Raw genomic sequence first — 20,707 nt, 5'->3', positions numbered from 1 at the left:
ATGTGCATTGTGGCCGAACCGACCAATTACCAGGGAATACTCGCCGATTTTTCCGTAAAGTAAATAACACCGCGAAAACCGTATGCTTTTCGTGCGCCATGCCACTGTGGCCAAGACATGATAAGGCAATCCAGATTGCATGGAGCTGCGTATGAACCCTATGTATATTGCCGAATCAATTGCCATGCTCAAGTACGTGATGGCGGGACAAGCTTACTAGGAAGTCGGGCAGCTGTACGGGCTAGGTGACACCGCAGTGCAGCAACGGTTGCATCGGGTTGGGGCGGGAACTGGCGCTAGCTATCTCTACCTATCGCTCGCGGGAAATATGTCATGGTAAACGACGACAGCAAAAACGAGCCGATTCTGGAATCAGCCAATCTCGTCCTCCTCTTGGTGGCTGAGATGCGAGAACAGCGCATTGGCTTCAAATATTAGCGCTTGGTTTTGGAGCGCGATCGAAAATTCGCGCGCAGGCTCAACATGGCATTCCGGTCAGTGCTGGTGTTAATGCCGCTGCTGTTTGGACTTTATTTTCTGCTGCAGGTATCAGGCTCCAGACTGGGTGCGTTTAGTTCATTGATCGGCATTGTCCACATTGATAGCGAAATATTATCAACGTCGAAGGTATCGGCCGACAAGCTTTTTCCCCTTGATCGAGCGCGCTTTTGAATCAGATCGTATCATCCAGGTAGTATTGGCGATCGACAGTCCTGGCGGTGCGCCGATGGAGGCTGAACGAATCGGTAACGCCGTCGCGACCTTCAAGAAAAAAAATCCTAAGCCGGTAGTTGCGGTGATCAGTAACGTCGGCGCATCGGCAACCTATATGATCGCCCTGCGAGCTGACAAAATCATCGCTGGCAAGTACAGCTTGGTCGGTTCGATTGGAGCGATCATCGCACCATGGCAGTTGTCGCGCCCGCTGGACAGGATTGAAATCTCGCAGGAGATATTCGCGTCCGGTCACCTCAAGGCGTTCCTGAATCCGTTCACGCCACTGAGCAAGGATGCGCAAATCAAGGCTCAGTATCTGGTCGACCATGTTGGCCATACCTTTTTGCTCAAACTTGAACACGGCCGCGCGCGGGTTCTCCAGCTCGGCGTGAATTACGGCAGTGGTGAGATCTGGAGCGGTGTGGAGGCGAGAGAATTGGGCTAATTGACGAGATCGGCACGGTCGACGACTTCGTGGCCGCACAACATAACCTGGAAGCGTTCGACTTCGGTGAGTACCCAAAGGGATTTGCACAGATGAGTAGCGTCTTTTCTTCCTCGATAGCGGCGGTATTTGACGAATACATTGCGCGACAGCGTTACCAACTTAGATAGAGAAATAATATCGTTACCACGGCAGAAATGCCCGCAACTATAGCAAGCGCAATGCGTTCGAAATGGCAACCCTCATCACCGACGTAAGGCATTGATTGGTAAATTGCCGATCATGAATTTCCATAGGTATGTTCGTCGACAAAAGGCTCACACGCCTGCATATCTCCCGACATTTCCGTCACGGCTTAAACCAGGAGGCAGGCCAGACGACGAATTGGAAGTGATTGTGTCGCGTTGTTGATTAAACGGCGGAATTTCCCTTGAAGGGCATTGTCCAGGTCATTGCGGACGGACCTTGCCCGCCAGCGCGTAAAATTGGTCGGCGAACGACATCGCATCGGCTCCGCTGATTGCGAACTGCCCCTTGCGGATCATGTGCATGAGCTCGACGCCTGCGAGCACGCAGTGGGCGGCGCGGAACTATTTGAAGTTGAGCATCGGTCTGGTCGCCCGTTTGATGGCGCGATTGCCCTTTGTTGACAACTACCCGCATCTGCAGGTACATTTACAGCAACACAAAAGGACATTAAGGAGCATGAACATGATCGCACTTATCCAGCACATCAAAAAAATTGCAGTCGCAGACACACGCTTGTTCTTTGAGCCGTTTGTTTCTGTTTTCAAATTCATCAAAAAAGACTTCACCCGCTCTTCAGTGAAACACTGATGTACTGACAAGATATCGAGACCTCGTCTCTATGCTTACAGACGGCCCATTCTAGGCACCATGTTATACACAAGTCTATCCTTGCCCAAACCTGCGCACGGTGCGCATATTTTTGACGGCCACCTGTAGACCCTTCAATCCAAGCCAGATGATTTCCGCGTAGGGGTCCCAGTGGCGTTTGCGCGCCAGGAAGCCTCCGAAGCACACGATTTGGCTCAGCACCTGATCGACTGTTGCCTTTGGCGGTGCCGGTTTTTCACGCAGCAGATAGGCCGCTTCAATTTCGTCCTGATCGAAGTACAACGTGGCGTCGAAGTCTGGGCAGGTCCGGCCCGTGCGCTCCAGGTATGCGATGCACCACGCCACCATCATGAACAGCGCCAGGGCGCGCTCGATGCGTGCGATGCAGCCAAGCTGAAGCTCCTCGACCTTGCAGACGTTTTTCAGCACGTTGAACAGAATCTCGATCTCCCAGCGCGCCCAATACCAGTCAATCATTTCCTGCGCTTGCGCCAGCGTGTCAGCGTCGCAGTTATTGAGCGAGCGCCATTCGATCGGCTTGGCACGGTCCGGCGCATAGATTTCCCGGGCGATGAGGCAGGTGGCGCTGACGGTTTTGCCCTGGCCCGCTGGCAGTTCCACCTTGCGCGCCCATAATTGCTGACGCACCTTGCGCGCCTTGACGCAGTGCCGCGCCGGCATGTCAAAGACGATCTCGCCGAGAGGCGCTGCGGCGCTGGTGTGCTGCCAGAGCTTTTCCAACTTTGGCAGGCAGCGGTTGTGCTACGCAAGCACCAGCCAGTCAACCGGCGTGCCCAGGTCTTGCTCCTGCAGCATCAACGGCACCAAATCGGCTTCGCGGTCGGCCACATACACCAGTCGCGTGTCCGGCGAATGCGCCGCCATGACGGTGGGGCAATTCTAGGTCGGCGCCAACGATATGCACGCTACCTGAAATAGGGGCGCTCAAGAGTTATGTATAAAGAGGTGAGCTAACAGTCAAGTCACGCTTAATCTCCTATATTCTTGATTACATCCATCCTTAAAAAATGCCGCACTTTGCTGCACTACGTTGCACTTTGCTGCACTAAGTCGCACTTCGCTGCACTTTGCTGCGCTGGCGGTAAGATACTTTGCACTCATGAACTGAGATTCCAAATATGATGCGTTTTTTATCTGTTTTCGTTTGATCTGCAGCAGTCCAAACTGCTAATATCTATCCGTCGCCATGCGGCATTGTTTCACTAGACATCTTTTCAGTTCCTTCGGAATCGAAAAGCACCAATTTCTACCGCCGCTTGAGCGGCAATCTTCCAGGCCGAGCCTAATACCTTGGTACATCAACCTTAAATAGTTCGTAATGCAGTTAGCCCAAGGCCATCTTTGGCCGTTTTTTTCCTTCGAGCGCAAACTTGTGACGAACACTGAGTGACAGCGAAACCCAAGCTACATCAGGGTTAGACGTCGCTTAGGAACACTGATTTCCCACTGAACCTGATTTTTCGCGCTGCTATGCGAGAAAAACAGGGCCGGCTGCCGGAACGCCACAAGCAGCTCAGTTGCAGCTACGCCGTCGACCCCGGTCCGGGCCATCGAAATTTTTAGAGACACAGAAGGGCGGATATCTGGAAGCTCCCAGACGCATGAATCGCTGGCCCTGCGCCGGCGCCAGTGCTGCCTCCGCGACGTCCACGTGACGTGAGAAAGACCATTTGGTGACAGCGCCACCAAAGACTTGCCCATGAGGGCAGGACGCGCTGCGTGAGAAACCACGTGAGGGTTCCAGGCCTAGCAGCATCATGTTCGGCGATCGCCTTCCGAAAGGAGTCGACATATTGCCTCAAGCCAAAAGGGGTGGCAGTGTGAAATTAGTGTGCTTACGTTTGGGTCCCTTTCCCCGGCAGTTTGATGATTTTTTTACCAACGGCATCCGTCATGCCGCATCCGTGTGCGTTCACTCGAATGCATACGGATGCGGCCTGGCGAACCTATAGAAAAGGACTGACATGAAATCTTTGATCTCGCAACTCAACGCAATTTTGCAATTGAAAGCGGGCACCCGCGTCAACGGGAAAGTAGCCAGCGAACGAACGAAGACTGCCATAGGCGACTCTTTGCGCGCGAGCTTCCGTCACCTCGTGAATTTGAATTTCCGCCTCCAAAATCCGGAGAATTTGGGTGACAAACACGTCAAGGCGCTTTGCGAGTTTTGGTATCAATCGGGACTTACCCCAAAGACAATTCAATCCAACCTTTCGTACCTGCGAATTTTCGCCCGGTGGATCGGTAAAGGTGAGATGGTCAAAAACGTCCATCATTACCTTCCTGATGTTCCTAGAGCGAAGTTGCGCGTCAAAACCGCTGCCATTACAAGCAAGAGTTGGGCAGAAAATGGTATCGACGTTAGAGAAAAAATTAGAGAGGCCGACGCGCTTGATCGCCGGTTCGGAGCAATGCTTCGCGTTGCGGTCGCTTTTGGCCTTCGTCGCCATGAGGTCATCGAGTGCCACCCTTGGAAAGTTGATCGTGGCGATCGTTTCGCCGCATACAAAACGAAAGGCGGGCGGCCTCGAGATATCTACATAGATACAACGGAGCAGAGGATAGTGCTGGATCAGGTTAAATCGATGGTGAAGAAATCAGAGCATCTCGGATGGACCACAAAGCACGATGGGAGCGTAGCAGATATCAAATTCAGCCTCGGAAAATGGCATCGGATGCTGGCAAAGATTGGGATAACGAAGGCAATGACGAAAGTAACAGGTCACGGCCTGCGCGCTCAGTTTGCAGAGAATGCCGCCTTAATTGCATCGGTTATTCCGCCCACTTTAGGCGGCGGGCCCGGCCAAATGTCGAAAGAGGATCTCGATTTAAGACGTGAACAAGCAAGCGAACAGCTTGGGCACTCCCGGAAGAGCATTACATCTGCCTATTACGGATCATTCGGTCGTGATGTGGGACCTGATCCAGTAGATAGGACTAAAAACGCTATCGCCGCGGCCGTACAAGCTATTCCTAAAGAAGAGCTTTCGCCAGACATTCCAAGCTCGCGATTGAAGGACTGCTCGGTACTGACGGCAGAACTGATGGCTGTAAAGGCATACGTCGATCCGCGAGTGGCGCATTTTTTGTGGGAATTTCACAGCAGTCGACATGGCACAGATTGGTTGTCACTTGGTCCGCAAAACATAGCGGCCCTGGAAGCAGCGTCGAATCACTTTTCGTCTCGCACTTCGCATGGTTCACTCCCCGGCATGGATCAAAAAAATGCTGGTCGGTAGAGCCAATCGCGCCAATCTTTACCCCGATTTGGTTTAGCGCGCATGGCTGAGGCCCATTATTAAACTGAACACCATGTTAAAGAGGAACTTGCCAACAGATTAATTTAATGTCAATCTTCGTTTTGCCGTGCGGTAAGCCATAATCGCCAAATTCTGCCGCTCGTGTCGCGATCACCGATGCCTGCTAGGAAATGATGCCGCGCAGTAGTATTTTGGTGTTCATTCTTTGACAGGTAAGAAGTGGTCGCCGCACTTAGCAAAGCGGCACCGGCAACGCTCCCTCTGCTGCGAGAGCTTTGGCAGCATCGAAACTTTCCTTTCAGTCTCGCAGCGCATTGTTTAATTAGTTGAAACCAGAGGGATAAGCTTGGAAAATTCGGTAATGCAAACGGACGGCGGACGGCAGCAGCAGGTAATAACAGCTGAGACCCAACTCACTTCGGCAGCGGCATCCATCGATAGCATCACTCGCTCACAGCTTGAGCACGCGCTAGACGCGGAGCGACGCGGTCTTAAGGTGTATGAGAGCCTGATGAGTCTGAACGAGATCATCGGGACGCAGTACGGCGACCGCGTCCTCTTCGAGCTGCTTCAGAACGCGCACGACGCGCACGACGCTGGCGAGAAAGGCGAGGTCGCGATCCGCTTGGTGGTGGCCAATGACCAGAAGAGCGTATTGCTCGTAGCCAACAAGGGTCGCCCTTTTTCTGACTCGAACTTCGTGGCAATCCGCAACATCGGCACGAGCGATAAGGAGATCGGGGAAGGGATCGGGAATAAGGGCCTAGGCTTCAGAAGTGTCGAGGCACTGACCGACGACGTCCACATCTTTTCTGCCGGCTCTGAGATGCCTGCGCCCATGTTCAACGGCTACTGCTTCCGGTTCGCATCAACTGTAGAGATCGAAGCGCAATTGGCGGAGATTGGTGCTTTACCGGAGATGGCCGCTAAAGTCGCCGCCGACATTCCTCGCTACCTCATTCCCGTCGCCGTTACCGAGCAAACGGACGATGTGCGGCGCCTCGCCTCGGAGGGGTACGCAACGGTCGTTTGCCTTCCATTGGCTTCGTCCCGTGAGGTCGAACTGGCACAGAAGCAGGTGGCTGCGCTAACTAACGCGGCCGCGCCAGTCCAGCTCTTTCTCGATCGCCTCGCGTCGCTGGAAGTCTCGATCGTTCGAGATGGGGCCGAGGTAATGAAGGCAACGCTATCCCGCGCGGTTGAACCGATCTTGCGAGACCCGTCGTCGAGCATTCGGATGCAACGTGTCACACTGAGCGACGGAAGCGTTTTTCTGGTCGTCAAGCAGACGCTGCAAAAGGACGTCGTACTCGCAGCGGTAACGGAGAGCATTTTGGCGGCGCCGCCACTCAAACGTTGGCTTAGCTGGAAGGGTGAAGCTGTCGTTTCGATCGCCGTGTGCTTGGACAAGGCGGTCGCTCCGCGTCTGTACAACTTTCTTCCAATGGACGACCACGCGGTCTCGCCGATGGCCGGCCATATTGATGCGCCGTTCTTCGCGGACATTGATAGGCGTACCATCAAGCCCGACTTGCCACTTAACCAGTTGCTGATCGAAGCTGCGGCGGACACCGCGGCGAAGGCCTGCCTGGCGATCGTTGACGAGAACTTGGCCATTCCGCCCAGCGCAATCGTCGACATGGCTGCCTGGTCGGGTGCACGAATTGCGACGATTGTCGGCGCGTTCAAGGCGCTCGAACGGCCGATGGAATTCGCCGCGATCTGGCCGGCCACCTCTGGCCGAGGCATTATGTGGGTACCATTGAACGAGCTCTACGCATGGCCGGGTATCACAACAAAGCAAATGACCCCTTTACGGCTTGCGTCGATTGCCGAGGCCCATATCCTGACTGGAGTATCCGACGATCAGTTGTCTCGGATCAAGGCGCTCGCGACCTTCATGTCATTGCCGCTGGAGTTGCATAAAGCAGTGTTATGCAATTGGGTCGAAGCAACGGCTTCATATCTCTTGTCGAAGAAGAAAAACGCGGCCGCCACCAGGTGGGGAGAGTTCTACCAGGATGTACTCTCAATCTTCTCCGTGTCGAAGATCGAACTAAACGCGTTGGAGGGCAAGAAGGTTCTGCTCGGAGACGGAGACAAGCTTCTCGTCGCGACGGCGACCGGGCTGGAAGATGCGCCCCCTGTGTTTGTGCGGACAACAGGTGCGGGCGGACAGCGAACCCAGGGACTTCCCAATCCACCTTCGGCCATTTCGCGCAAGTTCCGGTTCCTGAATCAGCAGTTCGCGGTCCCGGACGAGGTCATCCACCAGTTCACAAAGGCCGGCCTTCTTCGACAGTATGATCCACTTGAGACGTTGGCGGCCCTCAGGAGCGCCTTGGAGTGGGGAAGTGATAGCCAGCGACAGGAAGCCCTGACGTGGGCCTTCAGAGTCTGGCTCGGCACTGGCGACAAGCCAGTGGAAGCCGTGTTGCGTCAGGCTGGTTTGAGCGTGCCGAGCCAAGGCGGCTGGATTCGTGCCGAGAACGCCCTGATGTCGTCGTCGTGGAGCTCCCTTGGGCGAACCCTCGAGCAGTATCTCGATGAGGCTTCATCCTTCTCCCTAGACTGCAATGAGCAGCGCAAGCGCCTACTCATCGACTTCTCCGACTGGCCCCGCGCCCGCGCTGATGATAGGCGCGAAGACTGGACCCGCTTCCTTCAAATTCTCAAAGTCCCAGACGGACTTCAGCCTATAGCAGCTAACCTGCCTCGTGCGGCCACGCCGAACGGCTACTGGAACTGGTTCCTGAGCGCCGGCGACCCCAAACTTGGGTTTGACGTGACCTGGATCAAGGAAGCCTCTCAGCATAAGCTGCTCTACCCGCAGACCGAGTACAGAGTACGCCATGAAGCTTGGAGAGTGCCGGGCCAACTTGAACACGATCAGCTGCCGACATCCGCGAAGGAGGCGCTGTCGAACTTCTTGGTCGCCTACCTGAGGGTCTGCGGATCAAGCCACTTTGAGTTCGAAGTCCAACACTGGCGCGGGTACCAGACAATCAGACTTTTCACGCCGCTTTATATTTTCCTGCGACACGGCGGGTGGCCGACTAGCACTCGCTCGGACGAGGTCGTCTTCGCACCACCATGCGACAGTTGGTCTACGAGGGTAGCCCGTCAGAACCCACCTCGCTTCGTGGCGCGATTTAAGTCCGAACCCGGCGCCCGCGAGGAGCTCCCAGCCATCCTCTTCGACCCCAAGGTCGGCCTTCGCGACTGGTCGGACGCGTCGAGCGCGCCAGATCGGTTGGCATCGCTTGCCGCAGTGTTCCTGGATCTTTCTACTGCCGAAAGACGCGACCTGCGCGACCAAGTTCGGCGTGCGTGGGCCGACATCGCGGTGCACCGAAGTGCGCTGCCTGCATCGCTTGAATTAATTGTGGAGCGGGCGGGAAGCCTTGAACTTTTACCGGGGCAGGAGCAGGACCCGCCGGTAGTTTACGTGACTAGCGAGCCTCATGCCTTCGCCGCACGCTCGTTGGGCGACGCAGGCGAAGCTGTTCTCGACGTGGGGGAAGCCGACGCTTCGCTGATTTGTAATTTAGTTAGGGCAACCGGCCGCTTTTCGCCTCGGTTGACGGACTCTGGCGACGTGCAACTGATCGTCGACGGGGGCAAGTTCGAAGCTTCGCACGACGACCCCTTGCTGGTGGGGGAACTGGCGTGGTTGAGCGACCTTGCTGTCCTGGCGCACGAGCACCTCGGCGATCCTCTAGAGACGCGGTCACTTCCTACGGATGAACTCGACCGCCGGCTTCGCACGATCCGCATCAGGCGCTGCAGTGGATTTGCCCTCACCATCTCAGGGAATGAGATACCGGTGAGCGGCAGAGAGCGTGTGCACGCTGTGCGGCATAACCGTACCCCAACGCTGCTTGTTAAGACTATCGGTCCCATCGACCTGCAGCTGCTACTCGAAGCGTCGCAGGCGCTCACCAAACTGCTAGGGTCGAGGCGCAACACGCTCGAACTGCTGCTGGGGAGGTTGCAGCGTGACGGTTACGACGGCGGCGCGATTGGGCCGTCTGAATACATGCTGGCTCGGGCTATTGGCAGAGACGTCAGCGTTGTCCGCGAGCACTTTGCTGCGATAAAGGGTGGTATGCAACGCAGCGTCGACGCGGTGCTTCCTGCGATTGCCTTCCTTAAGGGCATTGAGGCCTCTGATCGGCTTCGCGAAAGGCACGCGCAGCTTGGCCCCGTCCTGCAGCTTCGCGCTTGGCTTGCCGGCGAACTGCCGGCGCAGGTGGTCGAGCAGTTGCTCGAGATAGTCACCGAAACCAACGACCAGAAGGCGATCCGCGCGCGGCTCAACTTTGAATTCGCCGCCTTCGGCCGCACGCTTGCCGAGCTGGGCTACCCGCCGATGAACGACGAGACGGACTTTCGCCGACTGTTCAGCGTGTACCTAGCCGAACTGGCCCCCTTGATACGCGCTCGGCTGAGGCGAGCCTTTCTGCGCAATTGGCAGGCGGCTGAGCCGCTGGACAACTACGTGGTCTTGCGAAAGCTTGAATTCATACAATTCGACTCGCAGTGGCCAATACGGTTAGAGGAGCTTGATCGAGCTCGCGTCGTCACCCACGCAGATCTGGCGATCAAGGCAACGCTCGGGGCTGATGATCCCTCGGTCGACCTTGAGTCCTTAGAGGTCGTTGTAGCCGCCAACCGGAAACAGGTGATGCTGCGGCATGCAGACTTGATGAACCTGATACGCGCTTGGTGCAGGAAGCATGGCGTGCAACAGCCAGTCTGCGCAGGTGCAACCGATGCTCAGCAGCTCGTGCGCGCGCTAGACCAAGCGGGTCTGCTGGACTTCCAGGTGGTCGCGCCCGGCGAATTGCCAGGCTTGCTACTGCGCGCTGCCTGGTGGCCCACGAACATGCCGACGACCGATGCACTGAGTGACTTGAGTCTGACGCCAGAAGATTTGAAGCACGAGGAACAGGAAGCTCGCGAACTTAACCGTAAAGCCGAGGCGGCTCGCCGTAGCATCTCCTTCTCCGGAAACTCGTTGGACACTGGTAACCCCGGATTTGTCTCGGAGTTTGAGAGCCTCGCGGCCGAAGCGTTGGCCCAGGGCGAGGAGTGGCTCACCCGAAGTCGCGTCGCTAAGCTGATTCAGCAGCAAGAAGGAGCGAAGCCGCGGTCTGGAACTGGGGGAGGCGGTGGCGGGGGAGCTTGGCGTAACCAACTGCCCGAAGCAACCCGCTCGGTCATGGGCATGGCAAGCGAGTGGCTGGTCTGGAAAGTGCTCTTCCGCCGCCACCCAAAAGAGATGTTGGACGATTGCTGGGTCTCGTCAAACCGCGAGAAGTTCTGTACTGGCCCTGCTGGTGATGACTCCTTAGGCTACGATTTCCGGGTCGTTACTGCACGCCATGAATACCTTTACGAGGTCAAATCGGCACTCGACGCTGGTGGAGAGTTCGAGTTGTCGGCTAGAGAGCTTGAGGTCGCCGGCAGTGCAAGAGAGGACCGGAAACGCAGGTACCGCATCTTGTACGTCCCTTTCGTATTCGACCCTAACAACTGGATGGTGCTAACCCCTGCCCAACCCGGTCGGTATCAAAACGCGCGACCAATTCCGCGTAGTACGAAGCGGCTCCGTCCGGTACGGCTTTGAGCAGCGTTAGACCCTTTGCAATCATCTACACGCCATGGACGGGGCCTAGCTCAATCATTATTAAAAAGGGTATGGTCCCGCCCGGAACTGCAACATCCCGCGTCGCGTCTATTTCAGAACCTCACAGTTCGGCCGGAGCGCGCGGAAAGCGTTGCGGCGCCAGAGGCGCCTGCCCGTGGCGTGCGGCGCTATGGGAGGATCCTATCAGGGACGGTGCCTGCAAGCTTGATTGGCAAGGAACGGAGTAATTTTGTCGTAAGAGATATGTAACCGTTCTCCAGCCGAGGGGCACGGGCTCTCACCCAGGCTTCTGATTCAGGCATTGAAATCGCAGCCTCTAGGTAAGCGGCCAACCATCCCATCTATGAATTCCTGATTGGCCTCGCCAAACTATCCTCTCGATCACTACGGGAGTTAAAGATGTCAAACGAGGACCGGCAGAAGATGTGGGAGGAGCGGGTGGCGCAGTGGCGGGCCAGCGGACTGTCGCAGAGGGCATACGCCATCGAGCATGGCTTTCCGATTCGCCAAGTTGGCTATTGGGTACGGCGTTTGGCCAAGGTGTCGTCCGTGCCCAGCTTGTTGCCGGTGCGGGTGGCGCCGGCGGCACCTTTGGTGGCTACGATCAGCCTGCGCAACGAGCGCGGCTGGACGTTGAGCTTGCCGAGCGAGGTGCCGGCCAGCTGGCTGGGCGAACTGATGCGCGCGCTGTGATGGAACTATCGGCCGATGCAATCTGGCTGGCGACAGCGGCGGTGGACACCCGCTGTAGTTCGTCCGGCGCCTTGCCGCGTATCTCGGCTTCGATCACATACAGTTCGGCGATCCGGCGCAATGTCTCCGTCGTGATGGCCGACGGCCTGGCCGAGTTCAAGCCATAGAAATTATGGCGCGCGTGCGCCCAGCACGCCGCTTCCTTTATCATGCCGTCGACGTAAAATGCAATGACGCGCGCATATGCGTCCGCCTGCAGCACGCCGCTAAAGTGGACCAAGTGGGTTTGCAGATGGATGCCACGTGCGATCGGCCGGCTCGGCACAGGCGCCTGCACGATCGTTTCGCAGCAACTGCAAGCCAGTTTGCGACGCACGTGGCAGATCACGAAGAAACTTGCCGGCACCAACTCGAACTACTCGACCACATCCTCGCCCATATGGCGCAGGCCTCCGCCGCAGGCCGGGCAGGCGTCGGCCTGCGGCTGATATTCGCGCTCGTCGCGCGGCAGGTGCTCTGGCAGCGGCTTGCGGGCCGGCTTGTGGCGCGGCGCATTGTCCACCGACTGGCGCCAGTCTATGCCTTCGAGCAGCATCGACAGTTGGGCTTGAGATAGCGCCACCGTACCGCTGTTAGCCTGCGGCCAGACTACGCGGCCCCGCTTGAGCCGCTTGGCCAGCAAGCACAGGTCGTCGCCGGTCCACCACAGTAGTTTGATGAAGTCGCCGCGTCGGCCACGGAAGACGAACACGTAGCCGTTGAATGGATCGGCTTGCAGCGCTGTCTCGACCATGGCCACCAGGCCGTTGAAGGGTTTCCACTATCCGGCTCGCTATCACATCCAATCATGAGCGGTACCAATCAGTCCCTATGCTGTCACCCAATGAGGAATGTAGGATCCTTTGGCTCACGAGTTTGCTATAAGGCAGGTTTTCCATCTGCACTGTTTGCGGAATCGAAGGGTGCTTTGCACTTGGCCTGGTGTGTTCGCGATAGTCGCCCATAAGCGCCCGCAATTCACGCAGGCCGAGTCCTGTCTCCTCGTGCATACTGATTAGGATCGCGGGAGTGACCAAAAGACGTCGCTTCCTAATCTTGCAAATTTGCGGCGGTTGTACACCGAGGCGATGAGCCAGATGACGGTCATACTTCAAACCCAAAAACCGCATGACTGTGTCGAGCAGTATCTCAGGACTGTAATGAGGATTGCTGAGTTCCACTACCTTTGGCGAGAATTTAACCAAGCTCATACCCAATAGCGCCTGGTTTTGCTCTCCCGGCGCTGCTGCGCCTCAATGCACAGTGTGGTGGTGGGACAGATCAAGAGACGATCCACTCCTATCGGTTCGCCTGTTTCTACGCACCATCCAAATTGGCCAGCTTCGATCTTCCTCATCGCTGCACCCACCTCCAAGATCTGTCGTGCGTCGCGCGTCCGATTCGATAACGCCAACTGGTGTTCTTCTTCGGCGCTTGCACGATCAATCGGATCAGCGACGTCCGAGCAAGACGCTATTTCGGTTGCCGCAGCACGCATCCGCGACTGGAGAATGTCTTCGATATCGATGAGTCGAGCACGGAAGAATGCGGTTTGTGCGTCGCTCATATATTCGATGTCTGTCATGCACACAATCTGCGCTTCAGTGAGCGCAACCTGTGGCCTGATGGTGATATTTGCGACTGCAGCAGGGAAGCTTTGTTGAGCCATCTTGTCGGTTGTCTGTTAATGGAGGTGTGGAATCAGGAATTGTCCCATTCACTTTCGCAATACACATATTTAAAGACGCGAAAAAAAGTGACTTTTTGCAATATGCCCGTAGAGGGCGACCTCAGCCCTTCATTCAGAATAGAAACAAATTGCTTTTCCAGTCAGGCAACTGGTGTAACGTGTGAAAATTTCGTCTTCAGCTACTTTCTTGTCCCAATCATGAGCAATGTACATCCGGTATCGATCACGCTAACCGGCGTGATCAAAACGTATTCGACCAACTTCCAGACCGCGAACCAATTTCAGCAAGGTTGGCGGTCAGCATTGAAAGCTGCCTACGGACGTGCGGAGGTGCGGTGCGGCTGCAGCGGGATGGGCGCCAAGCGCTTGGCTATTAAGCACTACGACGATACCGATCAGTTCTCACTGGCTAGGTTCAGCATGACCGGGGGTGAGCATGCTAGCGACTGTCAATTTTATAGCGCCAACTCTTCACAAACCGGGCTGGGTACGACCACCATCAATGTGGTTGACCCGCAAGCAGACGGCTCAGTATTGATCCGCTTAGAGATTGGAATGGTGGAGCGGGAAACATCCGCATCCCAGTCAGCGCCGATCAGGCAGTCTGCCGATCGCCCCGCTTCAGTGAAAAGGTCGTCAATAAAATTATTGGGTTTACTTCACTATCTATGGGATGCAGCCGAACTAAATCAGTGGAGGCCCGGTTTCACCGGGAAGCGTCGACCATCCCTCGCATACTGGCTTGTTCACAACGCTGCGGACGATATTTGGATAGGAAACGTCAAACTCGTTCTCCAGCTGCTACTTCCGACGTTTGGCGCCGATACGCGCGAAGCAGAACGGAATCGTGATCGCACAGCTTCGGCTCTGAGCGGAAAGAGGCGTATGCTCGTCATCGCCCCTTTAGCGGCATGGAACCAGGGCCGGGAACCCCAGATGGAACAACAGATGAAGATCGCCGGCTTTCACGGAATGCCAATTGTGTACATGCAGGAAGGGCTATGGGCATCTACGATGCGGCGGTTCGCAAATGCTATGTCGGCTTGGCGGAACGGAACTGGGGCCGTCGCCATCGCCCAAATAGAACTACGACAGGGAAAACACGGTATTTACGCAACGGCGATCGACGTGGCCATCATGGCTGTCACTGCGCAATTTATTCCTGTGGAGTCGAGTTATGAGCGGGTTGTGGCGGAGATGCTTGTTTCCCAGCACAGGTCGTTTTCTAAACCTCTGCGATTCGATGCCAGCTCCGAACAGGTCTTGCCTGACTTTCTTCTGACGGATACACCGAAGGAAGTACCGATGGAAGTGTTCGGCCGTAGTGACACAGAATATCTTAAGAGGAAGGCTGCAAAGAAGGTGTACTACGATGACAAATTCGGAGCGCAAGAATGGTGGTATTGGGACGCCGTTGGGAACGCGACAAATGTTCCACCCTTTCCGTCACTGCGTTGACCGCGGGGTAGGAGCGCTGGGAGGCATTTATTCATTGTAATTGACGCTCGAAGGGTTCCAACTCGCGTTTTCATATTCGCTCACGTCATCTTCTTCGGAATTGCACGATGCAGCTCCGGCGCCAGCGCCGACAAGCACAAAGAGAACCATTCCCAGCAACGTAAGATGGGATGGGTCCAGGCTAAAGAGTGCGGTCAGAAATTGCATAGGTTTGCTCTCCAGAAATATTGAGTCGTAAAGTAGGATCGATGTATCCATAATAACCGTGAATCCAGATGTCACAAGTCAACAAAAAATCTTCGAGAGCAGTGATGGCTGCTGGCGCTGGAATTATTGCAGTCGCCATCTTTGGCTTTACTTTCCTGGGCCCTCAACCGGGGGTTCTACAGCTCGACAGCCAGGCGCTGACATTGCTAACCCAACAAGGGGCTTTCAAAACATCAAAGGGTGTTGGCGAGCGCGCGATTCACGTCTTTATGAGTGCTGACTGCAAGTTCTGCCGCGAAATTGAGCCAGAACTAGCACAGCTTGAAAATGTGACAGTTTACCGCCATCTTCTACCAGGCCACAGCAAGGTAGGGCGTACTTCAGCTGTCGCAGTATGGTGCTCTAGTGATCGCGTGACGGCTTGGAAAAACGTTGCCGGTGGAATGGCAATACCATCGAGTACATGCGATGCAGGGCAGCTCGATACCAACCTGTCTCTTGCCAAACGTTTGGGGCTGACAACGACGCCGAGCATTATTTATGAAGACGGAACTGTTTCAGCTGGATTGCTCTCTGCAGGCGAGATCGTTAAGCGGATGTCAAAAGCAACGATACCTTGAAGGCGTCAGCAGGGATCGCGCACCAGGTTCATTCCAACAAGCCTGTCAACGAACCAGCCCTGAACCAAGTCCACATCAAGTCCGCGAGCAAAAGCAAACATTGCCTCAGACTCTACACCTTCAGCAACTGATTTGATTCCTTCACGCCGCCACTGAGATATAAGCATGCTTAGCATGCGGCGGGCATCCTGCCGCTGCATGCATGTGAGTAAAAATTCCCGATCGATCTTTACTGCGGTGACATTACGAACAGCATACAGGCGCTCCAGTCCGTCGCGGCCGGCGCCGAAGTCATCAAGTGCCATTTTCGCGCCCACATCGATCAGCTCATTGACCTTTTCGGCAATAGTTACACGGTCCGTGTATCCGCGCCGGCCTCGTGCATCTGGTACCCGATCACGGCGAGGTCAGCGCCCCGCTAGGCCATCATGTCAGGGAGGTGCTCACCCGGCGCACCGACGGATGGAAACCACCTAAGGGCGGTGGCCTGTACCGCTTCCTGAAACTCGCGAAACAGGAAACGCAGCGCGTGGTTTGGATGCTGCCAGAGGCGTCCCAGCGGCGCTTCATTGCCGACCACATGCCTGAGGCGGACGCTAATGCGACGGATCGGTTCATCGAGTACTTCAAGCGCCAAGCCCTGGCCGATCCGTACACGTTGCTGCAGTCGCTTCCCTCAGGGAAGGACGGTGCGCAGATCCAGGTGTTCAAGGGGTTGAGCCTCGAAGCGGCTTTGTATGTCGCGTCACTGACTGGCTCGATCATCCACGTCGACACGGAGGCGCACTGGGCGCAGCTCCTGATACACGCCCAGCCTGGCGGCACGCAGTCGCAGTCCAAATGGGGCGCCGTGCGACAGGCCTTGAGTGATATCACCATCCCTGTAGAATTAAACGCGCAGCAGGTGGCAAAACGGATCAATAGCGGGGACCGCCCGCCGATCCGAAACTTACTGCGACGGCTGGTCGAATCGATTTCAACCCCGGAAGGAGGGGCCGATCCTAGTGTGCTGGCGACGCAAATACGTCAGGTGCGCCGCAAGGTCGAACGGACGGGGAAACACAATGGCGACAGTACCCAGCTTCCGGTACACCTTGACCTGCATGTGCCACCGGCGGGGTTTGCCCGTCACGAGGTGCAGCGTATGCTCGTTATGTTTGCCGGCGTGACCAAACCCCAGTCCATTCCATGCGCGTTGCGGTTGGTGTTCGAGGAGCCGAAGGCGGACATGAGCGAGACGCCACTCCTACCAACCAATCAAGCAGCTGGCCCATCGGGGACCGCCTCAAACTAATGTCAGCTTTGGTTCCCTCTACATCGGCGTTGCATTAATAACCGCGCTGTAGCGGTCGACACGAAGCACACTATGATGCCTTAAACTTTACCGATGAACGAGGCTATCTTTGGTGGACGTACAATGGTTCGATCATGGCGATACATTGTATAGACAATGAGATTGACAACACCTACCAAACGAATCTACAATGTATCTACATTAGGAGGGTCTATGGAATTATCAGTTCAGAAGTGGGGCAATAGCGCAGCAGTGCGCTTGCCTACCGAGTTGCTGGGTATGCTCAAAGTGACTTTGGGAGATAAACTCAGTGTCAACGTGCAGGCAGAAGGTGTGCTGCTGAAAGCTGCGCGCCCGTCATATTCTTTGGTTGACCTTCTAGCACAATGTGACCTTTCTGCAGCGGAACCGGCCGATATGGCAGTTTGGTCGCAAATCAAGCCGGTGGGGCGTGAAGCGTGGTGAGCCGTAGTAAATTCGGGCGCGGCGACATTGTCATGGTCAGCCTCGATCCGACCGAAGGGCACGAGCAAAGAGGTATGCGGCCTGTCTTAGTGCTGTCCACAAGCGCTTTCAACGCGTTGGGCGTGGTCTTGGTTGCTCCAATAACACAAGGCGGCGACTTCGCACGGCATGCGGGGTTCGCAGCTTCCCTGAGCGGTGCCGGCACAAAGACCCAAGGTGTAGCTTTGGTCAATCAGATTCGCATGTTGGATTTGGAAACAAGAAAGGCGAAGCGAGTCGAGACAGTACCGGAGTACGTGGTGGAAGATGCTCTCGCCAGGTTGCGTGCAATCACCGATTAGGGAAAATCCAGATGATGCTGATCTCGCATGAGTCAATGGAGCAAGCGCTGGAATCGGCAGCGATTCTAGTGAAGCTCGGATTACCTGCTCGGAAGCTGCTGGCCGAAGCGGTCGAGGCAACTGGTGTCAAGCGCAAGCAGCTCTCTAAAGCCGCGAAGGATCTGGAGGCCGCTGGTTTTCTGTTCGTACGCGACATCGGGAACCTCTGGGAGTCGCAATTTGAATTGGTGCCGACACTTGCTGGTGAAGAGGCGCTTGAAGCGCTTGATGAACAATTGTGAAAAGACCCCATGCGCAAGAACATGCCCAAGATAACGCGAGTCCGACCTGCTGACGCCAATAACCAAGTCGTGACGGTTGAAGGCGGGAAGGGCCGCTATCGAAAGCAACCATGCCCCAAGTGTCCATGGCGGGTCGATGCGACCGGTAAGTTTCCTGCCGAGGCGTTTCGTCATTCAGCTGGCACGGCGTACGATATGGCGGAACATACTTTTGGATGCCACGAAGCTGGGAGCAAAAAGCCAGCCATGAGTGCCGGGTTCTTGATGCGAGGTGCCGACCATAACCTGACGGTGCGCCTGCGGTACATCCGCGGCGAGTTGAGGGACGACGTACATGACGGTGGCCACGAGCTGCACAAGAATTACCGCGCTATGGCAATTGCAAACGGAGTATCAGCGGACGATGCTGCCTTGGCAGCGTGCCGCGATTGATCAAGGAAAAGACCAAATGAGTCGCGGAATGGGTTGGACAGGGAAGCGCGTAAAGCATGTTGATGGCCGCGAAGGAAGCATCAAGCGGGAGGCGCCGGGTTTCTGTCACGTAGGCCTCTTCATCGTCGACAACGTCGGCGGTACCGCCTTTGTGCAATTGAACACCAACGGTCCTGACACTGGAGAGACTGGCTGGTCATGGATGCTTGCCCATGATGGCGACCCTGAGCGTAGGGGCTGGCTTGGCGATCACAACAATGCTACAGCGGAATAGAGGAAATTATTGCAACGGTCGATTCCCAATTCGAGGAAAAAAGTTAAATGGGTACCAACAACACCGGCTATGCTTCATGCATACATTGCGGTGCCGAATATCGACTTTTCACGATCTTTAATCGTGACATGCAAGCGCTGTGCAAAATATGGAAGCGTCGGCATGAGCGTGGCTGTGAAGACCGGACACCAAGACAACGTCGTGCGTGGGCGAAAAAATATGTTGGTAAGGATCGGTATGAAAGCAGCATTGTGGTTGATCTCGACCATCCGGCCTTCCTAGACTGCCCACCGTATGATATTCAAGTTTCCGGCGACGGCAGCACAGTCTGGGTAACGGCGGCTGACGGATCTTGCGTTGGCAGGTTCAGCAAGACCTTTGGTCTAGATGTCCACAAGTCCGCAGCAGAGCAAATGGCCGGCGGTACCCAGTGCTTGCATTGTACTCATTCGCCATCAGGCCCTGATGCCTGGGACGTATTTCGTGCTCAAGTAAAGATGCACCATCATATTGAAGTCCCAGCTGATCTGGTCAGTTGGGGTTAGAAGAAAGCGCCCAGCAGCACCCCAAGGCCCGCATGACGGGCCTGGCGTAATGAAAAGGCCAGTGCGGTGCTGGCCATTGAGGAGAATTATGGCCAGCGAGAATTTAGCCCAAATCTTGTTCGACAGCGAGGTAGTCGATGATGTCGGTGCGTTGCGTGCGCTACTGGCCAGTGGCAAAGTGCGGCAAGGCGAACGGGTTCTTCAGAACCGAAATGAACGCTTGGATACGAAGGATGGACCGATTACGGTCGGCGACAGCGTGACGATTCACGCTTGGCCTGACCATTCGGTCAACTGAAAACTGAGTTAAGGAAAACGCAAGATGATATCAGCGCCTGAACCGAAGTCCCATTTGTTGAGCATCGTCGAGGTATCGCACGCCAATCGAATAAGGTGTCAGGCAGACGGATGCGGTCATTCGGTATTCAAGCGCATACATGTCGTCCTTGATAATGGCAAATTCCATGTCCTCGGATCGCAGTGTTATGCAACGCTCTACGGTGGGCCGGGTACAGTGGCTGCGCCTTATTATGGTGGCGGCGCTGCAAGACCACTTACAGACGACGAACGAGCCATGTTGGTGGAAAACACCGCTCGATTCATTGAACAGCTTGAAAACGAACGCATCGAGAATGAACGTGTTGCTGCCGCATATGAAGCAGAACGACAGCAGGCTAAACTTGTTTCTGCCACTCTTGAAGCGGAACGACAGCGGGCTGAGCGCGAAATGATGTCTGCTCGACAAAAAAATACAACGCGGATTTCTGATGTCGATCCGGCTTTTGCGTCAGGTAAATACCGGTATATTTGGAGTTCCAGTTGGTGGAAATCTAGCGGTGCGCTTTTTGAAAACGTGAGAGCAGTTCTGCGTCGGCCAATGCATGTTGACGTAATTTACAGAGCCATCGTAGAAGTTGTTCGACAGCCGACGATCTCACCAATCGAATTTGCAACTCGGCTTAAAGCTGCTGGGGTTCCTAGTGATGTGACATTGCAGTGTTTGTTTGATCTAAAGTTAGTTGTGCGTGGAAAATCGATATAAACGATTAACGTAATGGATCATGGAATGCGCCTGATCCACCGTCATCAACCCCAAGGCAGTTGCGACGTTTAGAAGGGCGGCATGGTGCCGGCCAACGAGGAAAATTATGGCACAAACACAGCTTACAGAATTTTAGCTAGGGGCATTAGTCGCCGTCTCGCTTTTGATCGCACTGCACGATCAGCCAGTCGCAGCAGCTGATGTTGTGAGTGAGATGGGTCTTTCCGACGCGGATTGCACCGGACTCGACGACTACGACAAGCGTAACTTAAAAAAGATACAGGGCGAGCGCAACGGCACAATCCAACTGCGCGGCTTGTAAGAGAAAACCGGCGCCGCCAGGCGCTCCGCGCCGGCCGGCAGCCGGCGAAC

19 protein-coding genes and 3 pseudogenes are annotated in these 20,707 nt (G+C 55.6%); 16 read left to right on the top strand and 6 right to left on the bottom strand.

All coding sequences use genetic code 11. The features are described 5' to 3' along the window. Positions 1 to 589 precede the first annotated feature (589 nt). Complete coding sequence (locus tag JAB8_RS09775) at positions 590 to 1,162, top strand: S49 family peptidase (RefSeq protein ID WP_131690080.1); 573 nt, start codon at positions 590 to 592, stop codon at positions 1,160 to 1,162. 449 nt (positions 1,163 to 1,611) lie between these two features. Here JAB8_RS09775 and JAB8_RS29700 read toward each other — a convergent pair. After that, positions 1,612 to 1,806: pseudogene (locus tag JAB8_RS29700) on the bottom strand (IS6 family transposase); the annotation flags it as partial. Between JAB8_RS29700 and JAB8_RS09770 the strand changes: the two are divergent. Continuing rightward, entirely contained in the window at positions 1,712 to 1,999 is a 288-nt protein-coding gene (locus tag JAB8_RS09770) for a hypothetical protein (RefSeq protein ID WP_070224723.1), read from the top strand. The pseudogene JAB8_RS29700 and the gene JAB8_RS09770 overlap by 95 nt on opposite strands. Positions 2,000 to 2,074: 75 nt before the next feature. Here the strand turns inward: JAB8_RS09770 and JAB8_RS09765 are convergent. After that, positions 2,075 to 2,884, bottom strand: a pseudogene (locus tag JAB8_RS09765) (IS4 family transposase); the annotation flags it as partial. 1,121 nt (positions 2,885 to 4,005) lie between these two features. Between JAB8_RS09765 and JAB8_RS09760 the strand changes: the two are divergent. From JAB8_RS09760 to JAB8_RS29485, 3 genes are all read left to right on the top strand, one after another. Next, positions 4,006 to 5,280, top strand: coding sequence for an integrase domain-containing protein (locus tag JAB8_RS09760; protein WP_083287467.1), 1,275 nt, complete (start codon positions 4,006 to 4,008; stop codon positions 5,278 to 5,280). 532 nt (positions 5,281 to 5,812) lie between these two features. Beyond that, positions 5,813 to 10,933 carry a DUF3883 domain-containing protein gene (locus JAB8_RS09755; RefSeq protein ID WP_175445180.1) on the top strand — a complete coding sequence of 1,707 codons (5,121 nt, stop codon included), beginning with the start codon at positions 5,813 to 5,815 and terminating at the stop codon, positions 10,931 to 10,933. A 420-nt stretch (positions 10,934 to 11,353) separates the two neighbouring features. Next, positions 11,354 to 11,647, top strand: coding sequence for a hypothetical protein (locus tag JAB8_RS29485; protein ID WP_070289352.1), 294 nt, complete (start codon positions 11,354 to 11,356; stop codon positions 11,645 to 11,647). Here the strand turns inward: JAB8_RS29485 and tnpB are convergent. Beyond that, positions 11,559 to 12,449: pseudogene (gene tnpB, locus JAB8_RS28135) on the bottom strand (IS66 family insertion sequence element accessory protein TnpB). The gene JAB8_RS29485 and the pseudogene tnpB sit on opposite strands and share 89 nt — an antisense overlap. A 444-nt stretch (positions 12,450 to 12,893) precedes the next feature. After that, positions 12,894 to 13,271, bottom strand: a complete 378-nt coding sequence (locus JAB8_RS09740) for a TraR/DksA C4-type zinc finger protein (protein WP_175444839.1) — start codon at positions 13,269 to 13,271, stop codon at positions 12,894 to 12,896. Between the two features lie 75 nt (positions 13,272 to 13,346). Between JAB8_RS09740 and JAB8_RS09735 the strand changes: the two genes are divergently transcribed. Further along, on the top strand, positions 13,347 to 14,834 hold the full coding sequence (locus JAB8_RS09735; protein WP_139142999.1) for a DUF1173 family protein: 1,488 nt from the start codon (positions 13,347 to 13,349) through the stop codon (positions 14,832 to 14,834). A gap of 27 nt (positions 14,835 to 14,861) precedes the next feature. Here the strand turns inward: JAB8_RS09735 and JAB8_RS28990 are convergent, their stop codons facing one another. Then, complete coding sequence (locus tag JAB8_RS28990; protein WP_139142998.1) at positions 14,862 to 15,041, bottom strand: hypothetical protein; 180 nt, start codon at positions 15,039 to 15,041, stop codon at positions 14,862 to 14,864. A 68-nt stretch (positions 15,042 to 15,109) separates the two neighbouring features. Between JAB8_RS28990 and JAB8_RS28130 the strand changes: the two genes are divergently transcribed. Continuing rightward, positions 15,110 to 15,661: a DsbC family protein gene (locus JAB8_RS28130; protein ID WP_071650204.1), complete on the top strand. Its 552-nt coding sequence runs from the start codon at positions 15,110 to 15,112 to the stop codon at positions 15,659 to 15,661. A gap of 5 nt (positions 15,662 to 15,666) precedes the next feature. On the opposite strand, the gene JAB8_RS09730 is transcribed toward JAB8_RS28130, so the two are convergent. Beyond that, positions 15,667 to 16,008, bottom strand: coding sequence for an EAL domain-containing protein (locus tag JAB8_RS09730; RefSeq protein WP_083287453.1), 342 nt, complete (start codon positions 16,006 to 16,008; stop codon positions 15,667 to 15,669). A gap of 32 nt (positions 16,009 to 16,040) precedes the next feature. On the opposite strand from JAB8_RS09730, the gene JAB8_RS09725 reads away from it, so the two are divergent. From JAB8_RS09725 to JAB8_RS28985, 9 genes are all read left to right on the top strand, one after another. After that, positions 16,041 to 16,955 (top strand): hypothetical protein, encoded by a 915-nt coding sequence (locus tag JAB8_RS09725; protein ID WP_070221482.1) that lies wholly within the window; start codon positions 16,041 to 16,043, stop codon positions 16,953 to 16,955. Positions 16,956 to 17,168: 213 nt separating this feature from the next. Beyond that, complete coding sequence (locus JAB8_RS28125) at positions 17,169 to 17,420, top strand: PbsX family transcriptional regulator (RefSeq protein ID WP_071654400.1); 252 nt, start codon at positions 17,169 to 17,171, stop codon at positions 17,418 to 17,420. Further along, on the top strand, positions 17,414 to 17,761 hold the full coding sequence (locus JAB8_RS09720) for a type II toxin-antitoxin system ChpB family toxin (RefSeq protein WP_070289351.1): 348 nt from the start codon (positions 17,414 to 17,416) through the stop codon (positions 17,759 to 17,761). The genes JAB8_RS28125 and JAB8_RS09720 overlap by 7 nt, the downstream gene beginning before the upstream one ends. Before the next feature lie 11 nt (positions 17,762 to 17,772). Next, the gene (locus tag JAB8_RS09715) at positions 17,773 to 18,042 is read left to right on the top strand and encodes a hypothetical protein (protein WP_083287643.1); all 270 of its coding nucleotides are present in this window, start codon (positions 17,773 to 17,775) and stop codon (positions 18,040 to 18,042) included. Positions 18,043 to 18,051: 9 nt separating this feature from the next. Next, a complete protein-coding gene (locus JAB8_RS29885) occupies positions 18,052 to 18,474 on the top strand; it encodes a DUF6283 family protein (protein WP_070289350.1) in 423 nt (140 codons plus the stop codon). After that, positions 18,377 to 18,748: a hypothetical protein gene (locus tag JAB8_RS29480; protein WP_175445178.1), complete on the top strand. Its 372-nt coding sequence runs from the start codon at positions 18,377 to 18,379 to the stop codon at positions 18,746 to 18,748. Before JAB8_RS29885 ends, JAB8_RS29480 begins: the two co-directional genes overlap by 98 nt. 47 nt (positions 18,749 to 18,795) lie before the next feature. Then, positions 18,796 to 19,293, top strand: coding sequence for a hypothetical protein (locus tag JAB8_RS29880; protein WP_254679485.1), 498 nt, complete (start codon positions 18,796 to 18,798; stop codon positions 19,291 to 19,293). Positions 19,294 to 19,381: 88 nt separating this feature from the next. Then, positions 19,382 to 19,591 carry a hypothetical protein gene (locus JAB8_RS09695; RefSeq protein ID WP_070289347.1) on the top strand — a complete coding sequence of 70 codons (210 nt, stop codon included), beginning with the start codon at positions 19,382 to 19,384 and terminating at the stop codon, positions 19,589 to 19,591. 54 nt (positions 19,592 to 19,645) lie between these two features. Continuing rightward, entirely contained in the window at positions 19,646 to 20,335 is a 690-nt protein-coding gene (locus tag JAB8_RS28985) for a hypothetical protein (protein WP_175445177.1), read from the top strand. The last annotated feature ends 372 nt before the right edge of the window (positions 20,336 to 20,707 follow it).

The organism is Janthinobacterium sp. HH106 (genome assembly GCF_001758725.1).
GTDB lineage: Bacteria > Pseudomonadota > Gammaproteobacteria > Burkholderiales > Burkholderiaceae_D > Janthinobacterium.
This window is presented reverse-complemented; position numbering and strand designations above follow the sequence as displayed.

Coding starts and splice junctions, on each gene's coding strand:
- JAB8_RS09770 (WP_070224723.1), top strand. CDS start 1,712: ATGAGCTCGACGCCTGCGAGCACGCAGTGGGCGGCGCGGAACTATTTG.
- JAB8_RS09760 (WP_083287467.1), top strand. CDS start 4,006: ATGAAATCTTTGATCTCGCAACTCAACGCAATTTTGCAATTGAAAGCG.
- JAB8_RS09755 (WP_175445180.1), top strand. CDS start 5,813: ATGAGTCTGAACGAGATCATCGGGACGCAGTACGGCGACCGCGTCCTC.
- JAB8_RS29485 (WP_070289352.1), top strand. CDS start 11,354: ATGTCAAACGAGGACCGGCAGAAGATGTGGGAGGAGCGGGTGGCGCAG.
- JAB8_RS09740 (WP_175444839.1), bottom strand. CDS start 13,271: ATGACAGACATCGAATATATGAGCGACGCACAAACCGCATTCTTCCGT.
- JAB8_RS28990 (WP_139142998.1), bottom strand. CDS start 15,041: ATGCAATTTCTGACCGCACTCTTTAGCCTGGACCCATCCCATCTTACG.
- JAB8_RS28130 (WP_071650204.1), top strand. CDS start 15,110: ATGTCACAAGTCAACAAAAAATCTTCGAGAGCAGTGATGGCTGCTGGC.
- JAB8_RS28125 (WP_071654400.1), top strand. CDS start 17,169: ATGGAATTATCAGTTCAGAAGTGGGGCAATAGCGCAGCAGTGCGCTTG.
- JAB8_RS09715 (WP_083287643.1), top strand. CDS start 17,773: ATGATGCTGATCTCGCATGAGTCAATGGAGCAAGCGCTGGAATCGGCA.
- JAB8_RS29885 (WP_070289350.1), top strand. CDS start 18,052: ATGCGCAAGAACATGCCCAAGATAACGCGAGTCCGACCTGCTGACGCC.
- JAB8_RS29480 (WP_175445178.1), top strand. CDS start 18,377: ATGACGGTGGCCACGAGCTGCACAAGAATTACCGCGCTATGGCAATTG.
- JAB8_RS29880 (WP_254679485.1), top strand. CDS start 18,796: ATGGGTACCAACAACACCGGCTATGCTTCATGCATACATTGCGGTGCC.
- JAB8_RS09695 (WP_070289347.1), top strand. CDS start 19,382: ATGGCCAGCGAGAATTTAGCCCAAATCTTGTTCGACAGCGAGGTAGTC.